Genomic DNA, 13,857 nt, shown 5'->3' with positions numbered 1-13,857 from the left:
TAAAGTTATTGAAAAGAGCGATAAGCTCATTTAGAAAATGCTGACGAGAACTTAAAGTTCTCTATTCAATTTGTTATGACCAACAAATTGAATTTGTATTAATTCACTCATGAGTTTCACTTGCGTAAAACTCCTCGTTGTTCAGTTTTCAAAGATCAATCTTCAATGTGAAACTTCATTTTTTATCACTCGCTTATTTCAAGCGGCGACTTTTATAATATAACACATTGTCGTTTGTTTCGTCAAACATTTTTTTAAAAATCTTTTTTCAAACTTTCTTATCGATATAGTCCATGTTGTAATGACTAACCTGAAAGTTTGTCGCCTTTTTAACGGGCGATTTATAATTTATCATATTAGGAAGGGATGAGTCAAGCTATATAACTAACTTTTTTTAAGGTTTTTCATCTCTCCTACTTCAATAGCCCTGTTGTACACTTAGCAAGGAGATTTGTTAGTTAAAAGGGCCGTTATCCAATTATCCTCTCACACTTTACATACTTATTTGCCAAAAAGATAAGAGAAGATTATCCTTCTCATCTCCTCTATCTTTAACATACGAACTCGAATCAATTCACAAAGTATCGAATCTCTCTCCCGCTTTCAGTTAATGAAGGGATCCAGCTGCCCGTTTCCTTGATAATAGAACGATGCACTAACTTACGCAGCATGAGCGGGAGCTCCTCATGACAATACATAAGATCTGGATTCATCATTAACTCAGCTAAACTTACAGGATGATTGCTTTTGCGAAGAACTTCTAATAATAACTCAGAGCAACCTTCCATTTTGGACATGACTGAAAACTCACAGGCTAGCAAAGTTAATTCCACACGTTGTTCCAAGGTCTCTTCACTGGCTATAAGCTCGTCATATAACTTATATACTGCTCTGTCCATGTCTCTGATCTGTGCCCATACAGCCTGCTCGGGAGGGGTCCCCCTCTCAATTACTACGATTTTTGCCCAGTGTTTGAGTGATTTCAGAATACTTTGGTATGCATCAATTACCTGTCCATCTGCGAGCCAACGCTTTGCCTCAATACAAGTATTTAAAAAACAAGAGTACTCGTAAAACATTTTTTGCTTACGCATCTTACTGGCAAACGCCAGCACAGAGTCTCTAAGCAAATGAATTTTCTCATCCCGATCCCATAAGATATCTCCATCCATAAAGGCTTCCGTTACACTTCGATTTTCTCCTGTTATCAAATCTCGATTAAGCTTCATCCAGTCCATGTAAACAATCTGGTAACGGAGTTCACCTATAATGGAGTGTCTTATTTTATTATGCAAAGAGCTGTCTTCGTGCAAAATCAACACGTACACCTCAAAATCCTGCATAAGAGATCCCTGAAAATGCTCTCCGGAATGAGAGTACGCAATAGCTCCAACGACGCCCTGATTATCCGACTCTTCGGATAGAAAAGACAAATTAGATAATTCCACGCTTTCCCTCCATACAATAAATGGTGATTTTTTACCAATTAAGTTATAATATAGTTCTACATAAAAACATAGGTTTCCTGCTATACAGTAAAGACAACTACTCTTACGTTAGGAGCATTTATAATGATTTTTAAATCAGCTAAGATTGAAGCCTTTCGAACTTGGGGATTGCTGCTGACCATGATGGGAATGGGACTTATGGTACTTGGTACAGCAGGTATTGTTTTTTTTGGTTCCGCTGGTAAGATCGCCGCAGGTATTGGACTTGTTATTGGTCTGATTTCGATGATGGGAAGTCTCGGGATCTATTTTTGGGCAGGTATGATGTCTGTCAGTGCGGTTCAGATCGAGTGCCCCGAATGCCACAAACTTACTAAAATGCTGGGTAAAACAGACCGCTGTATGTTCTGCAAAACGATTATGACTTTTGACCCGGCTCAAGCAAACATAACAGCAGATCAACTTGACGTCCAAAAATCAAGATCCTAGCAATCATCTCCTACAGAAAATAATAGCTACACTCTTTATACACTAAAAAAGCCGTGCTAACTCTCCTAGGAAGAAAAGCACTCCAGTTGTTAGACACAATCTAACAATCGGAGTGCTGCTCAAGAAGGAGCCGCAGCACGGCTTTTCTATATTATAAGATCATATTAGTTCATATGAATTCGGTTTAGTACAGCCCAGGCGCCTTCATTCGCAAAACTTCTGCTCCAAGATGCGACTCCTGCTAATTCCAGTCTTTTAGCCAGTTCAACTCTTGCTCTAAGCGATGTCTTATCTTCAAGCCAAATCTTTTTAAGGACTCCTTGCTCCTCGTACTCTACATAATGCTGACCTGTATCTTCTAAATACTGAGGGGTCAGTTTCTGTGTCGAGATTATTTCCTGGGCAGTATCCATTCCAATTGCTTTGGAGCTCACTTTGACTTCTCCCTCAGCCATTTCCTCAGTCCACACTCTTGTATAGGTCGGCACACCGAGCAGGAGTTTTCCTGCTGGTACTTCATCCTCATCCATAATTTTCGTCATCGCAGCTGCAGCCCACGGTATCGACGATACCGATCCGGCTATTGGACTTGTAGCCCAGTGCTCATCGTAAGTCATCACCATCATGTAATCAATAATCTGTCCAAGTGATCTGCGGTCAAGAAATTTACTCCATAGTTCACTATTTGATTTAGGTGTTACCGCTATCGAGAGCACTAAATCATTCTCCTTCGCATAAGGGCGAAGCTCTCTCATAAATTGAGTAACATTAGGACCATCTTCTGTATATACATTCTCAAAATCAACATTAATGCCGTCCAGCTGATAAGTTTTTGCATATTCAATGATTTGGGTGATAATGGTATTTCGCTTTTCATAAGTGGATAGCGCTGTTGCTGTTAGGTCAGCATCAAATGCATTACTTATCAGCCCCCAGACTTCTATACCGAGTGCCTTTGCTTTCTTCACATAAGCTAGATCGGCCTTACTCGCTACATTCCCTTTGTCATCTGAAATCTCGAACCATGTAGGACTAACTACATTCACACCTTTAAGAACAGAAAGATTATCTGGGTCAGCTGCTCGATTGTAAACTGCCTCCCATGTAAGATGAATCGTTTTATCTTTCCATCTTCGCTCTGCTGCTGTTGGCACCACTTCCAGTTTCGGGACGGTTACCGTTTCTGCCCTTTTCAATTCACTAGCTAAAATATAACCCGTATAACCGCTATCCAGCTGTACAAATAACCATTTTCCATCAGAAGACCAAATTCTAACCCGGTCACCAAGATTTATTTTTTTCACGGTCACCGCTTGATTGTTAGGTTTTTGATAAAGTGATATACGTTCTTCTGGTTCTTTATGTTGGCCACTCCCTGCTGCTACTGCATATTCTATGGTTTCACCTTGATTCATGAGCAAAACAGCTCCTGTGTCTGCGCTCTCATGAACACTGATTCCGTACACTTCTTTCAATGCTTGTACAGGAATATAAAGTTCGCCGTCCGTTTCTTCAAGTACGTTTTGTAAAATATATGGCTTTCCATTTAGTTCTCCCTGCTCTTCCTCTTTTGTTAGCTGAAGTACCTTATCAGGAGTAGTTAAAATAATTGTACCTTCTGACTCCTCGTAACGAATGGAAGGATCTACTTCCTCTTGGAGCACAGAAAGAGGGAGTTTCAAACTCTCATTAGAGCCTTTAGCCTCAGCGTCCATAAGTTCTCCTTGAACAAAGATTGGTTTTTCAAATCCTCTCCAATCTGTAATGTCATCCACGCTGCGAATCACAATAGTCGTAAGCAATAGGTAAGCAATAGTGACGATACAACCTAAGCCCAGGGCTTTTTTCCAAAAGGGGGATCTTGTCCCTCGTTTTCGTGTTTTTCTTCTCACCATGTAAGTATCCTCCATCCGATATAACAAGAGTAAAACACAAAAGTTTAAAAAAAATAAAAAAACGCGAGAAATTCCAAAAAAGGAATTCTCACGTAATTGTAACAGTTTTCTGCTTACCTACAACTCTTACATACACCATAAAGCTCAAGACGATGACCATGCACTTCAAAATCCGTGCATGCTGCGGCTTTCTCTTCTACGTCTTGCAGTGAAGGATAACTGAAATCTTTAATTGTTCCGCACTTTTCGCAAATAATATGATAGTGTTCCGATATATTCGCATCAAATCGGCTGGAGTTATCACCATAAGTCAGCTCTCTCACCATACCTGCTTGTGTAAACATCTTTAAGTTATTATATACAGTGGCCACGCTCATACTAGGAAATTGAGGTTCCAGCGCACGATAAATTTCATCGGCAGTTGGATGTCCCATTGATTCCATTAGATAGTTAAGAATCGCATGGCGTTGAGGCGTAATGCGGACACCAGTCGTTTTAAGTTGTTCTAACGCATGTTGGACACGTGTTGCCATAAGCCCACCGCCTTACCTTTCTTACACTCGCACCCTTACTAGGGATTAAATATTTAAATTGTTAGACAAAATTTTTCCATGTTAAGTGACAGACTTCATATTTATTGTAAATTGTTATTCTTACAGTTGTCAACGCATATAGGCAAAGGAGAGGTACATTAGACAAAAAAGAATTGAATTGAGTATAAGATTAATGTGAGCAATTAGAGTTCATCCCGTGGAGTTTTCTGTTGTTCTGAAACATCCTCTGGGATTTTGGTCTGATTGATGATCAGATCACTATTTCCCTCAATTTTGATTTTATACTCGCCTTCACCAACAGTTCCTTGAATTTCTCTGTTCTTAATGATAAATGGTAATTCACTATTTAAGTTCCCATATGTGCTGGAACCTTCAAGGTTATAGTCTCCGTCTTGAGGTAATGATAGATTAATATCCCCTACTGCACTATATATATTCCAATTGCCACCTACCATACTTGATGTTACCTGAACGGCTCCGTTCAATGTTTCAAGACTCAGATCCTGTAAAGGATTCATTACTTTAATATTCCCATTGCGTGTTTTCGCTTCAATATCTCCTACAATACCAGAAGCTTGGATATGACCTACCTGTGTCGATAAACTGATTTCTTTGGATACATCTTCCGCTCGGAGATCTCCTCTATTCGTATCTAACGAAGCACTTCCTGTCACATTGGCAACCGATATATTTCCGTTTAATGTCTTAGCCCGTATATCACCGATAGCACTATGAATATAAATTTTACCGTTACCCGATTCGACGTTAATGTTGTTAATCGCTTGCGGTCGGTCCATGTATATAGCACCGTTAGATGTTCTAACCTCCAGATCAAACCTGCGGTCGTCTGGGATGGTAATCGTCATATTGAGTCTTGGCTGGCGTTTCGATTCACTCCCATAACCTTGGGGCGAGGTAGAAACGTGAATGGTCTTACCTTCGCTCACCTTCACCTCTGAAGCTTCTGCTACTGCCTCTGCTTCTATTTCTTCTACCTGATCTACCCATACTATGGTGTTAATCTGAATTTCGTCCACATCGCCTCGGTTTACTCTAATATCTCCATTAACATTCTCAACAAGAACAGATGCCGTACTCATCTCTACAGGAACAGTAGTGGTATCTTTGACAATCCGATTGTCTGCAGCTTCACTATAATCCATCGAAGCAGAGGTAAGATTCAAGCTCACTCTGTTCCATAGATGAGTGTAATGATCTTGCTGTGTTACAACAAAGATACAAGCGATAAGCGTAACGGAGAAGACGATCCCTTTAAAATCAGGCTTAAATCTCGATTTATATTTTCTTTTACTGGAAGGCCGAAGTTGTTGATGCAGAGTAAACGAAATAATAAATTCAATTCCCCATACCACTAGAATAAACGGCCAGTATCTTAAAAGTTCAAATGTATATTCCGTCTGATCAATCTGATCAAGCAGCAGGAGAGTGCCCGTTACCATAATAAATAAAGCAGCTGTATATCGACCAATTCGAATCTTATAAGGTAATGCCACTCTTTTCTTTTTTTGTTTCTTCCAAAAGCTTAGGGATAGTAAAATCTCTCTAGCGAGAAGAATACCACCAATTAAAATCAAGATAACGGCTGTACCCGTGGTTCCATATAGGGCAATGTACTGCTGCAACCACCTTGGTCGCTGAATGAACATCACCATTAAAGTTCCGCCAAAAATAAGGAGTATTCCGAAAGAGATTCCTCGTTCCCACGCTAAAAATCTAAAATTAGGAGCAATCGTTCTGTCCTCATCATCGCTCTGCCCCTGGGGCCTGCGCTTGCGCATTACAATCTGATCTGCAAGCTGGAGAACTTCATAAATATTTATGAAATAGAGAACAGGTATAAGAAGACCCAGCAAAATCAACAGCGGTACATTAATTTGTATTCCGATCGTAGAGAAATAAAGAAGTGCTGATAGATCAAGTAATAAGAGAAAAATAAACGTCAGGCCCTTAATGTATACACCAAGATATAAATGACCCAAACCCGGTAATAAAGCAGATAAAAGACCTGCTATAAACTTATGTTTTTTTCGTGTAAAACGTTTTGATGAGCCAGATTGCATGGAAGGCTGCATGTGAATATCCACCTCCTGAATAACAAACAATGAACGGTAAGTCCATTTTCTTTTTGATACTACCCTATTCTCTATTGTCTGTAACTGGAAATCAAATGGTATTTATTAGCCTAGCCTTTTAAAAAATATAAAAGAACTGTTCAGTAAGTCTGAACAGTTCTTTTATATGATCTTTATATGATCTATATAAGATACAAAAGTATAGCCTTTATATGCAAACAAGTCTTCTATTCAACTGAAATCGAGCGAAATTGATGCCACTCCTGCAGCTTCGTAACAAGGGACACCGTATTGAAACTTTTGGGAACTAGCACATGAAGAGTAACCTCAACATGCCTTTCTAACTCTGATCGATAGTTTGATGAACTGATATCCAGATCACTTACTGTCATTTTACGAACGGCAATCTTCTCTTCCTCCATAAAATGAGAGATCTTCTCGATCAGTACAGGTGTAGACACCGCACTTAGTGTAATAATGTGGGGTTTATTCCCCTTCAGATAACGTCTCTCCACTTTATTAAACACCCAAAGGTTTAAAAGGACTAAGACGGTGGATACAATAGCAGCAAAATAAAATCCAGCACCTACGGCAAGTCCAATACCCGCAACTACCCAAATAGAAGCTGCCGTTGTAAGTCCTGTAATAGACTTTCCTGTAAATAAAATGGTACCCGCACCCAAAAAACCAACCCCTGTAATTACAGCGGCGGCTAAACGGGCAGGGTCCATACGTACATTTGCTTCATTCACGAAATCAGCAAAACCATAAGCCGATAATAACATAATAAGTGCAGAGCCTAAGCAAACTAAAATATGTGTCCGAAAACCAGCTGCATGGTTAGACCGCTCTCTCTCAATTCCAATTAATCCACCAAGTGTCATTGCTGCGAGCAGCCTTAAGAGAATATCCCATTGTCCAATGTACCATGGATCGCCCATTTTATCTTACCCCTTCCGTTAAACTCATCCAGTATTAGGAACGATCGTTTATCCTATTCAAATGAAAAGTCGTTAATTCCACTCCAGGAGCAACCTCCTGCGTTTCTACCGGTTTAAAACCGTATTTTTGATATAAGTTCGAAGCAGGTACATTCTTAAGTCCTGTTGAAACGATGATTTTGGGTACATCCCGGTAAAGATCCAGTACATACTCAATGAGTTGTCCTGCGATCCCTTTACGAAAATGAAGCGGATGAACCATCATCCGGGAGATCGTTCTGGTCCCTTCCTCTTCTGTCTCTACCGCTACCGCTCCGAGTAATTCCATATCATCTGTTATATAACCAAAAAACGATTCACCGCATCCCTGAATCGTCTCTACGGTATCTAAAAGCGGCGGAATTTCGTTAAAGCCAATCCACTGTGCTTCCAGGCGATATGCCAAGTGCTGAAGTCTCCAAATCTCAAGAACCAAATCTGTGTCCTGCAAAGAGATGGGTATGATTTTGCCTTCCATCTAAGCTAGTTCCTCCTACCATAAAAGAAGCCCGTCATCATAGACGAGCTTCTATCCGTATATTCAAGCATAACCTAGCGGCTTAAAACTTCAACAAGCAGTTTATTGGCTAGTCCAGGGTTTGCTTTCCCCTTACTTTCCTTCATCACTTGTCCAACTAAGAAACCGATCGCTTTTTGCTTTCCTGCTTTATAATCTTCTACGGACTGCGGATTAGCTGCAATAACCTGTTCAACAATCGTCAGAATGGCTCCTTCATCACTGATCTGTACGAGCCCTTTCTCTTCTACAATCTGCTTAGGAAGTTTGCCGCTTTCGAGCATTTCTTTAAATACGGTCTTGGCAATCTTGTTGCTGATCGTTCCCTTCTCAATAAGGCCGACCATTTCTCCAAGACCTTGTCCAGTCAACTGGAGTGCCGTGATTTCTACCCCTTCACTGTTAAGGTAGCCAAGCAAGTCGCCCATAATCCAGTTGGATACGGCTTTTGCATCGGAGGTGTATTTCATGCTGTCTTCAAAAAGATTAGCCAGATGCACAGAGGATGTAATGACTTCCGCATCATAGGTTGGAAGGCCATATTCCGAAGTATATCTTGCTTTGCGCTCATCAGGAAGTTCTGGAATCGAAGCGCGAACGCGGTCTTTCCATTCCTGACTTATATGAAGAGTAACTAGATCCGGATCCGGGAAATAACGATAGTCATGAGCTTGTTCTTTACTGCGCATGGATAACGTCTTACCAGCAGCTTCATCCCACCGGCGTGTTTCTTGAACAATCTCTTCTCCATCATCAAGCAGTTCCGCTTGGCGAATCTCTTCGTATTCTAGTCCACGCTGCACTCCGCGGAATGAGTTCATGTTTTTCAGTTCTGCTTTTGTTCCAAGTTTGGTCTCACCAAAAGGACGAAGACTGATATTAGCGTCGCAACGCAGCGATCCTTCTTCCATCTTCACATCAGATACATCACAGTACTGCATAATAGCACGGATCTTTTCTAGATAGGCACGCGCTTCTTCTGGAGACGAAATATCCGGTTCGGATACAATCTCAACAAGCGGAGTTCCCACACGGTTGAAGTCAGCAAGCGATGCATATCCGCCGTCAACGTGCGTCAGCTTGCCTGCGTCTTCTTCCAAGTGCAAACGAGTGATACCAATACGTTTTGTTTTGCCATCTACTTCAATGTCTATCCAACCATTCTCACCGATAGGCTGATCGTACTGTGAAATCTGATATGCTTTTGGCGAATCTGGATAGAAATAGTTCTTACGGTCAAATTTACTTACATCCGCAATAGTACAGTTTAGAGCCATCGCTGCTTTCATGGCGTATTCTACTGCTTGACGGTTAAGTACCGGCAGTACTCCGGGGTGTCCTAAACAAATCGGACATGTATGTGTATTAGGCGGTGCTCCAAATTCGGTAGAGCAGCCGCAGAAAATTTTCGATTTCGTATGGAGTTCAACGTGAACTTCCAACCCAATGACAGTCTCATATTTCTTTGATGACATATTCTATTTCCTCTCTTTCCTCTGTGAATTACAGCTGTGGACGCTGTTTATGGTAATCGGTGTGTTGCTCAAAAGCATGGGCTACACGCAGAACGGTTGACTCGTCAAAAGCCTTTCCGATAATCTGCATACCAACAGGCAATCCATCTGCAAAACCACAAGGGACGCTGATCGCTGGAACACCGGCGAGACTTACAGGAATGGTAAGAATATCATTTAGATACATCGTTAGCGGGTTATCCACTTGAGAACCAAGTTTGAATGCGGTTGTCGGAGCAGTAGGCCCGATAATGACATCATAGTTTTTAAACACTTCATCAAAATCATTTTTGATCAAAGTGCGTACTTTTTGAGCTTTCAAATAATATGCATCATAGTAACCTGAGCTAAGTGCATAGGTTCCCAGCATAATACGGCGCTTCACTTCAGATCCGAAACCTTCACTGCGGGAACGATGATACATATCCAGCAGATTGTCCGGATTCTCAGCACGAACCCCATAACGTACTCCATCAAACCTTGCGAGGTTAGAGGAAGCCTCAGAAGAAGCGAGCAAGTAGTAACTTGCTACTGCATATTCGGTATGTGGAAGAGAAACTTCTTCCCATGTAGCGCCCAAGCTTTCAAGTACTTTCAGGCCAGCCATGACCGTTTCTTTAACCGATGCATCGACACCTTCTCCTATGTATTCCTTTGGAACCGCAATTCGCAGCCCTTTCACATCGCCGGTCAAAGCACTGAGGAAATCAGGTACTTCTACATTAGCTGAAGTAGAGTCCATCGCATCATAGCCAGAAATGGCTTGGAGTACATAAGCCGAGTCTTCCACATTTTTGGTAAGCGGTCCAATCTGATCAAGAGAGGATGCAAAAGCTACGAGTCCAAAACGAGAGACACGGCCATAGGTAGGTTTGAGTCCAACCACGCCGCAGTAAGATGCAGGCTGACGGATCGAACCTCCTGTATCGGAACCTAGTGTGAAATAAGCTTCACCCGCAGCCACAGCTGCAGCTGATCCACCACTGGAGCCGCCAGGTACATGATCTAAATTCCATGGGTTACGTACAGGATAGAAACTGGAATTCTCGTTGGAACCCCCCATAGCAAACTCATCCATATTAAGTTTGCCGAGCGTAATCGTATCGGCTGCTTTCAGCTTTTTAACTACTGTTGCATCATAGACAGGATCGAAATTTTTCAAAAACTGACTGGCACATGTAGTTCGAAGTCCTTCCGTAACAATATTATCTTTGATTCCTGCAGGTAGTCCAAACAGCAAACCTCGCTCTTCGCCAGCCGCAAGCTTATCATCAAGACGTCTTGCGGCCGCTTGTGCTCCTTCTTCATCTAAAGTCAGATAAGCACGAACCTGTTCTTCTACTTTGCCGATTCTTGCATAAGATGCAGCCACTAATTCGGAAACTGAAAACTCCTTGGCATGCAGCTTATTATGTATTTCAGGTAATGTAAGATTAAGCAAACTCAACGGTATTTACCTCCCTATGGTATCTATTCAAGTATAGCCGGAACTTTAATCTGACCCTCTTCTTCATCCGGCGCATTAAGCATCACTTTTTCTATTGGCAAACTTTCACGTACTTCATCTTCACGCATTACATTGGATACATGCAGTACATGTGTAGTCGGCTCGATTCCATCGGTGTCTAGCTCGTTCAGCTTCTCAGCATACTGCAAAATTGCGTTCAATTGCTCCGTTAGCTGTGTTTCTTCCTCATCGCTTAGGTTAAGACGTGCCAGCTTTGCTACATGTTGAACATCCTGATTCGTAATACTCATACTAGGTTCGTTCCTCCTTCAATTTAGCCCTATCTATTCATATTGTGTCCATTTTAACACGTCCATGCAGTGAATCAAATGAAATCGTTATAAAGAAACAAAAGGAGCCGGAAAATTGATCCGGCTCCTTACCATTAAATCCATGCACGTAGATTAACTTGCTTTATAAAATCCGCTTGTGACATTGGTTCGTTCGCGGCCTCTTCTTCCTCTTCCACTAATTCCAGTTCATCGCCATTTAATAACTGACGGAACAACTTCTCATTATGTGTAGCCAGTGCGTAATCAATAAGGGCATCCCTCTCAATACGCTCTGCTTCCTGTCTCAAGATTTGTTCTTCCGGTTCGATATCACCTGATGGAACAAAAAAGTTGCGATTTACCTGAGGAACACGAATCACATAGTCAAAAGCGTTATCTGGATTCCGATCATAAGCAATAATATAACCGTAATCTCCTACAGGAAGATTCTGCTCAAAGGCGTCCGCGACGATGATAATCTTTTCCCCTAAATTCAGCATCGTCTACCTCCTGATTCATTATTGTCTGTCTAGTCTACTAAAAAAAAGTAACGATGTCTATGGAAAGAATCGCCCCATTCAAGATAAGAAGATAGATAAGGATAAAGAGAGCTACATAAAAAAAGAACGCAAACCGGGACGAATCCTCAGTCTGCGTGCTTGTCATAGTTGGGTGTTTCTAATAAAGTTCATTCTACTCATTAATAAGAGTGTTGTCCATACTTTTTGAAGAAGAATGTCGGATTCTCTACTATTTTTAGCGAGAAGCACGAACGTATGGATTATTTTGTTTCTCAAATCCGATGGTGGTTTTCGGTCCATGACCGGGATATACCACAATATCCTCATCAAATGTGTAAAGCGTATTCTGTATGGAATCAATCAGCTCTCGCTCACTGCCTCCAGGAAGATCTGTACGTCCTACACCCGAACGGAATAATACATCCCCGGCAAAAAGATTTTTACCGCTAAGCAGACTCACACTGCCTGGGGAATGTCCTGGAGTGTGGAATACTTTGAAGGTATGTCCTACTAAATTCAAAGTCTGTCCCGCAGCAAGATCATATTCTGCCGGTCCTGTCATGAGCGGTTCCGTCACATCAGGCCAGCGAAGCGATCCATTCCATTTAGGAGATTCCAGCCATTCTGCTTCCGCTGCATGCAGATAGACAGGGCACCCTTTCCAATTCCGAATTTCTTCTACACCGCCCATATGATCAAAATGAGCATGAGTAAGCACGATGGCTTCAATCTCAAGATTCTCAATTGCCCGGACAAGCGACTTAGGATTCATACCCGGATCAATAATAAAAGCTTTACTCGTATTTTCTCCTTGCACCAGATATGCATTGGTTTGCAGTGGTCCTAGGTTAAATGTTCGTATATTCAGCATCTAAAAACCGGAAATCAGTTCACGCAGCTCACGTATAATCGCTGCCTGATACTCCGTACCCTCCCCGTAACGTTTTATAATTTCCTTGCGTGTTTCTGCGAGATTATCTTGATAATCTGCCGCCTCACGGTCTTTATTCTCTGTCTTAAATTGAACCATTGCTTCCTGTACATGAGCAGGACGAGGTCCCCAAGTTCCAAGCACGTGACCACCGGAGTCTGTAAAGATAACTACCGGAATCGAACGTCCTCCCAAGGTTAAGAATTGATCCATAATTTCAAGGTGATTCTCCATAATCAGTACTTCTGTAGGAATTCCTGTAATCTCCAATGCTTGGAATACAACCGGAATATTACGCACGACATCTCCGCACCAATCAGCCGCCAAAATAAGAACGCGTAAATCATCACGATGATTTAAGCTTTCAAAGAAAGCCTGATCTTCGACATTTGTCCACTCAAACCGTTGATACCAATCTTGAAAAACCTCTTGGTTCTGAGTCATGTTCGAAACAAATTCTTCTGGTGGTAATCCTTTACCGAATTTATGCGATAAATTTGGAGTCATGAGAAGCACTTCCTTTCCCGTTTCAGAATGTGATCAATTGATATGATGATTACATATAAACCAAATCGATAAAATACAAACAAAAAAGGAAGATATGATCATCCTTGCTTTACTTTATGTAAAAACGGAGGTTACCCTACAAAGATCACAGGCTCTCCTTTTTCCATCATATCATGAAGTTCTTATTTTCTTCTACTAAGTCAGGTGTCCACTGCAGCTCCGTCCGCATATGGTACAAAAAAGGAGGTCGATGGCATGAATCACTCTGCCCGTCCCGGACAGACCGCTCCCTACGCGAAAGGACCCAAGACGAAGCTGCCCTCAGCTCGAAAAATCCGTAGGGCTTGCAACAAAGAATTGTACCGGACTATCAAGCGACTCAAAGTTTATATTGCACCAGACCTTGTAACACAAGGAGAAAATCTATATTACCGAAAAGTGATCGGTAACCTAATCTGGGTGAACGAAAATCATAATAACCGAAAAGCTCAGTGTGACTGGTGGGACAAAGATGTACTTCCTGAGCTTGCCGCACTTTGGGATATCCCAGAAACCAAACTTTCCGCCGCATTTCGGGATTCCTACGGAGGTTAATTCCTGCTCCTTATGGCGAAGGTTCTTCTTCTCTC

14 protein-coding genes are annotated in these 13,857 nt (G+C 41.7%); 2 read left to right on the top strand and 12 right to left on the bottom strand.

What is annotated here, in order from left to right:
* Positions 1-569: 569 nt before the first annotated feature.
* A complete protein-coding gene (locus tag GQY27_RS15090; protein WP_160035851.1) occupies positions 570-1,448 on the bottom strand; it encodes a nucleotidyltransferase-like protein in 879 nt (292 codons plus the stop codon).
* 123 nt (positions 1,449-1,571) lie between these two features.
* Here GQY27_RS15090 and GQY27_RS15085 point away from each other — a divergent pair, with 123 nt between their 5' ends.
* Positions 1,572-1,937 (top strand): YgzB family protein, encoded by a 366-nt coding sequence (locus GQY27_RS15085; protein ID WP_160035849.1) that lies wholly within the window; start codon positions 1,572-1,574, stop codon positions 1,935-1,937.
* Positions 1,938-2,101: 164 nt separating this feature from the next.
* Here the strand turns inward: GQY27_RS15085 and GQY27_RS15080 are convergent, their stop codons facing one another.
* The 11 genes from GQY27_RS15080 to GQY27_RS15030 all read right to left on the bottom strand — a co-directional run bounded on the left by GQY27_RS15080 (position 2,102) and on the right by GQY27_RS15030 (position 13,228).
* Positions 2,102-3,832 carry a glycosyl hydrolase family 18 protein gene (locus tag GQY27_RS15080; protein ID WP_160035847.1) on the bottom strand — a complete coding sequence of 577 codons (1,731 nt, stop codon included), beginning with the start codon at positions 3,830-3,832 and terminating at the stop codon, positions 2,102-2,104.
* A gap of 113 nt (positions 3,833-3,945) precedes the next feature.
* Positions 3,946-4,365 carry a peroxide-responsive transcriptional repressor PerR gene (perR, locus tag GQY27_RS15075; protein ID WP_160035845.1) on the bottom strand — a complete coding sequence of 140 codons (420 nt, stop codon included), beginning with the start codon at positions 4,363-4,365 and terminating at the stop codon, positions 3,946-3,948.
* A 203-nt stretch (positions 4,366-4,568) separates the two neighbouring features.
* Positions 4,569-6,479 (bottom strand): DUF4097 family beta strand repeat-containing protein, encoded by a 1,911-nt coding sequence (locus GQY27_RS15070; protein WP_160035843.1) that lies wholly within the window; start codon positions 6,477-6,479, stop codon positions 4,569-4,571.
* Between the two features lie 227 nt (positions 6,480-6,706).
* Complete coding sequence (locus GQY27_RS15065; protein ID WP_160035841.1) at positions 6,707-7,420, bottom strand: MgtC/SapB family protein; 714 nt, start codon at positions 7,418-7,420, stop codon at positions 6,707-6,709.
* A 34-nt stretch (positions 7,421-7,454) separates the two neighbouring features.
* Entirely contained in the window at positions 7,455-7,937 is a 483-nt protein-coding gene (locus tag GQY27_RS15060; protein ID WP_160035839.1) for a GNAT family N-acetyltransferase, read from the bottom strand.
* A 74-nt stretch (positions 7,938-8,011) separates the two neighbouring features.
* Entirely contained in the window at positions 8,012-9,451 is a 1,440-nt protein-coding gene (gatB, locus tag GQY27_RS15055) for an Asp-tRNA(Asn)/Glu-tRNA(Gln) amidotransferase subunit GatB (protein ID WP_160035837.1), read from the bottom strand.
* A 28-nt stretch (positions 9,452-9,479) separates the two neighbouring features.
* Positions 9,480-10,937, bottom strand: a complete 1,458-nt coding sequence (gene gatA, locus GQY27_RS15050; protein ID WP_160035835.1) for an Asp-tRNA(Asn)/Glu-tRNA(Gln) amidotransferase subunit GatA — start codon at positions 10,935-10,937, stop codon at positions 9,480-9,482.
* A 23-nt stretch (positions 10,938-10,960) separates the two neighbouring features.
* Positions 10,961-11,248 carry an Asp-tRNA(Asn)/Glu-tRNA(Gln) amidotransferase subunit GatC gene (gene gatC, locus GQY27_RS15045; RefSeq protein ID WP_160035833.1) on the bottom strand — a complete coding sequence of 96 codons (288 nt, stop codon included), beginning with the start codon at positions 11,246-11,248 and terminating at the stop codon, positions 10,961-10,963.
* Between the two features lie 134 nt (positions 11,249-11,382).
* Entirely contained in the window at positions 11,383-11,769 is a 387-nt protein-coding gene (locus GQY27_RS15040; RefSeq protein ID WP_160035831.1) for an ATPase, read from the bottom strand.
* Between the two features lie 256 nt (positions 11,770-12,025).
* On the bottom strand, positions 12,026-12,661 hold the full coding sequence (locus GQY27_RS15035) for an MBL fold metallo-hydrolase (protein ID WP_160035829.1): 636 nt from the start codon (positions 12,659-12,661) through the stop codon (positions 12,026-12,028).
* Complete coding sequence (locus tag GQY27_RS15030; protein WP_160035827.1) at positions 12,662-13,228, bottom strand: thioredoxin family protein; 567 nt, start codon at positions 13,226-13,228, stop codon at positions 12,662-12,664. It abuts the gene before it with no gap.
* 255 nt (positions 13,229-13,483) lie between these two features.
* On the opposite strand from GQY27_RS15030, the gene GQY27_RS15025 reads away from it, so the two are divergent.
* Positions 13,484-13,822, top strand: coding sequence for a hypothetical protein (locus GQY27_RS15025; RefSeq protein ID WP_160035825.1), 339 nt, complete (start codon positions 13,484-13,486; stop codon positions 13,820-13,822).
* The last annotated feature ends 35 nt before the right edge of the window (positions 13,823-13,857 follow it).

Source organism: Paenibacillus sp. An7, assembly GCF_009870785.1.
Classification (GTDB): Bacteria; Bacillota; Bacilli; order Paenibacillales; family Paenibacillaceae; genus Paenibacillus.
The sequence above is the reverse complement of the archived record's forward strand: the minus strand, read 5'-3'. Positions and strand labels throughout refer to the sequence as shown.

Coding starts and splice junctions, on each gene's coding strand:
- GQY27_RS15080 (WP_160035847.1), bottom strand. CDS start 3,832: ATGGTGAGAAGAAAAACACGAAAACGAGGGACAAGATCCCCCTTTTGG.
- gatC (WP_160035833.1), bottom strand. CDS start 11,248: ATGAGTATTACGAATCAGGATGTTCAACATGTAGCAAAGCTGGCACGT.
- perR (WP_160035845.1), bottom strand. CDS start 4,365: ATGGCAACACGTGTCCAACATGCGTTAGAACAACTTAAAACGACTGGT.
- GQY27_RS15085 (WP_160035849.1), top strand. CDS start 1,572: ATGATTTTTAAATCAGCTAAGATTGAAGCCTTTCGAACTTGGGGATTG.
- GQY27_RS15060 (WP_160035839.1), bottom strand. CDS start 7,937: ATGGAAGGCAAAATCATACCCATCTCTTTGCAGGACACAGATTTGGTT.
- GQY27_RS15065 (WP_160035841.1), bottom strand. CDS start 7,420: ATGGGCGATCCATGGTACATTGGACAATGGGATATTCTCTTAAGGCTG.
- GQY27_RS15035 (WP_160035829.1), bottom strand. CDS start 12,661: ATGCTGAATATACGAACATTTAACCTAGGACCACTGCAAACCAATGCA.
- GQY27_RS15070 (WP_160035843.1), bottom strand. CDS start 6,479: ATGCAGCCTTCCATGCAATCTGGCTCATCAAAACGTTTTACACGAAAA.
- GQY27_RS15040 (WP_160035831.1), bottom strand. CDS start 11,769: ATGCTGAATTTAGGGGAAAAGATTATCATCGTCGCGGACGCCTTTGAG.
- gatB (WP_160035837.1), bottom strand. CDS start 9,451: ATGTCATCAAAGAAATATGAGACTGTCATTGGGTTGGAAGTTCACGTT.
- GQY27_RS15030 (WP_160035827.1), bottom strand. CDS start 13,228: ATGACTCCAAATTTATCGCATAAATTCGGTAAAGGATTACCACCAGAA.
- GQY27_RS15025 (WP_160035825.1), top strand. CDS start 13,484: ATGAATCACTCTGCCCGTCCCGGACAGACCGCTCCCTACGCGAAAGGA.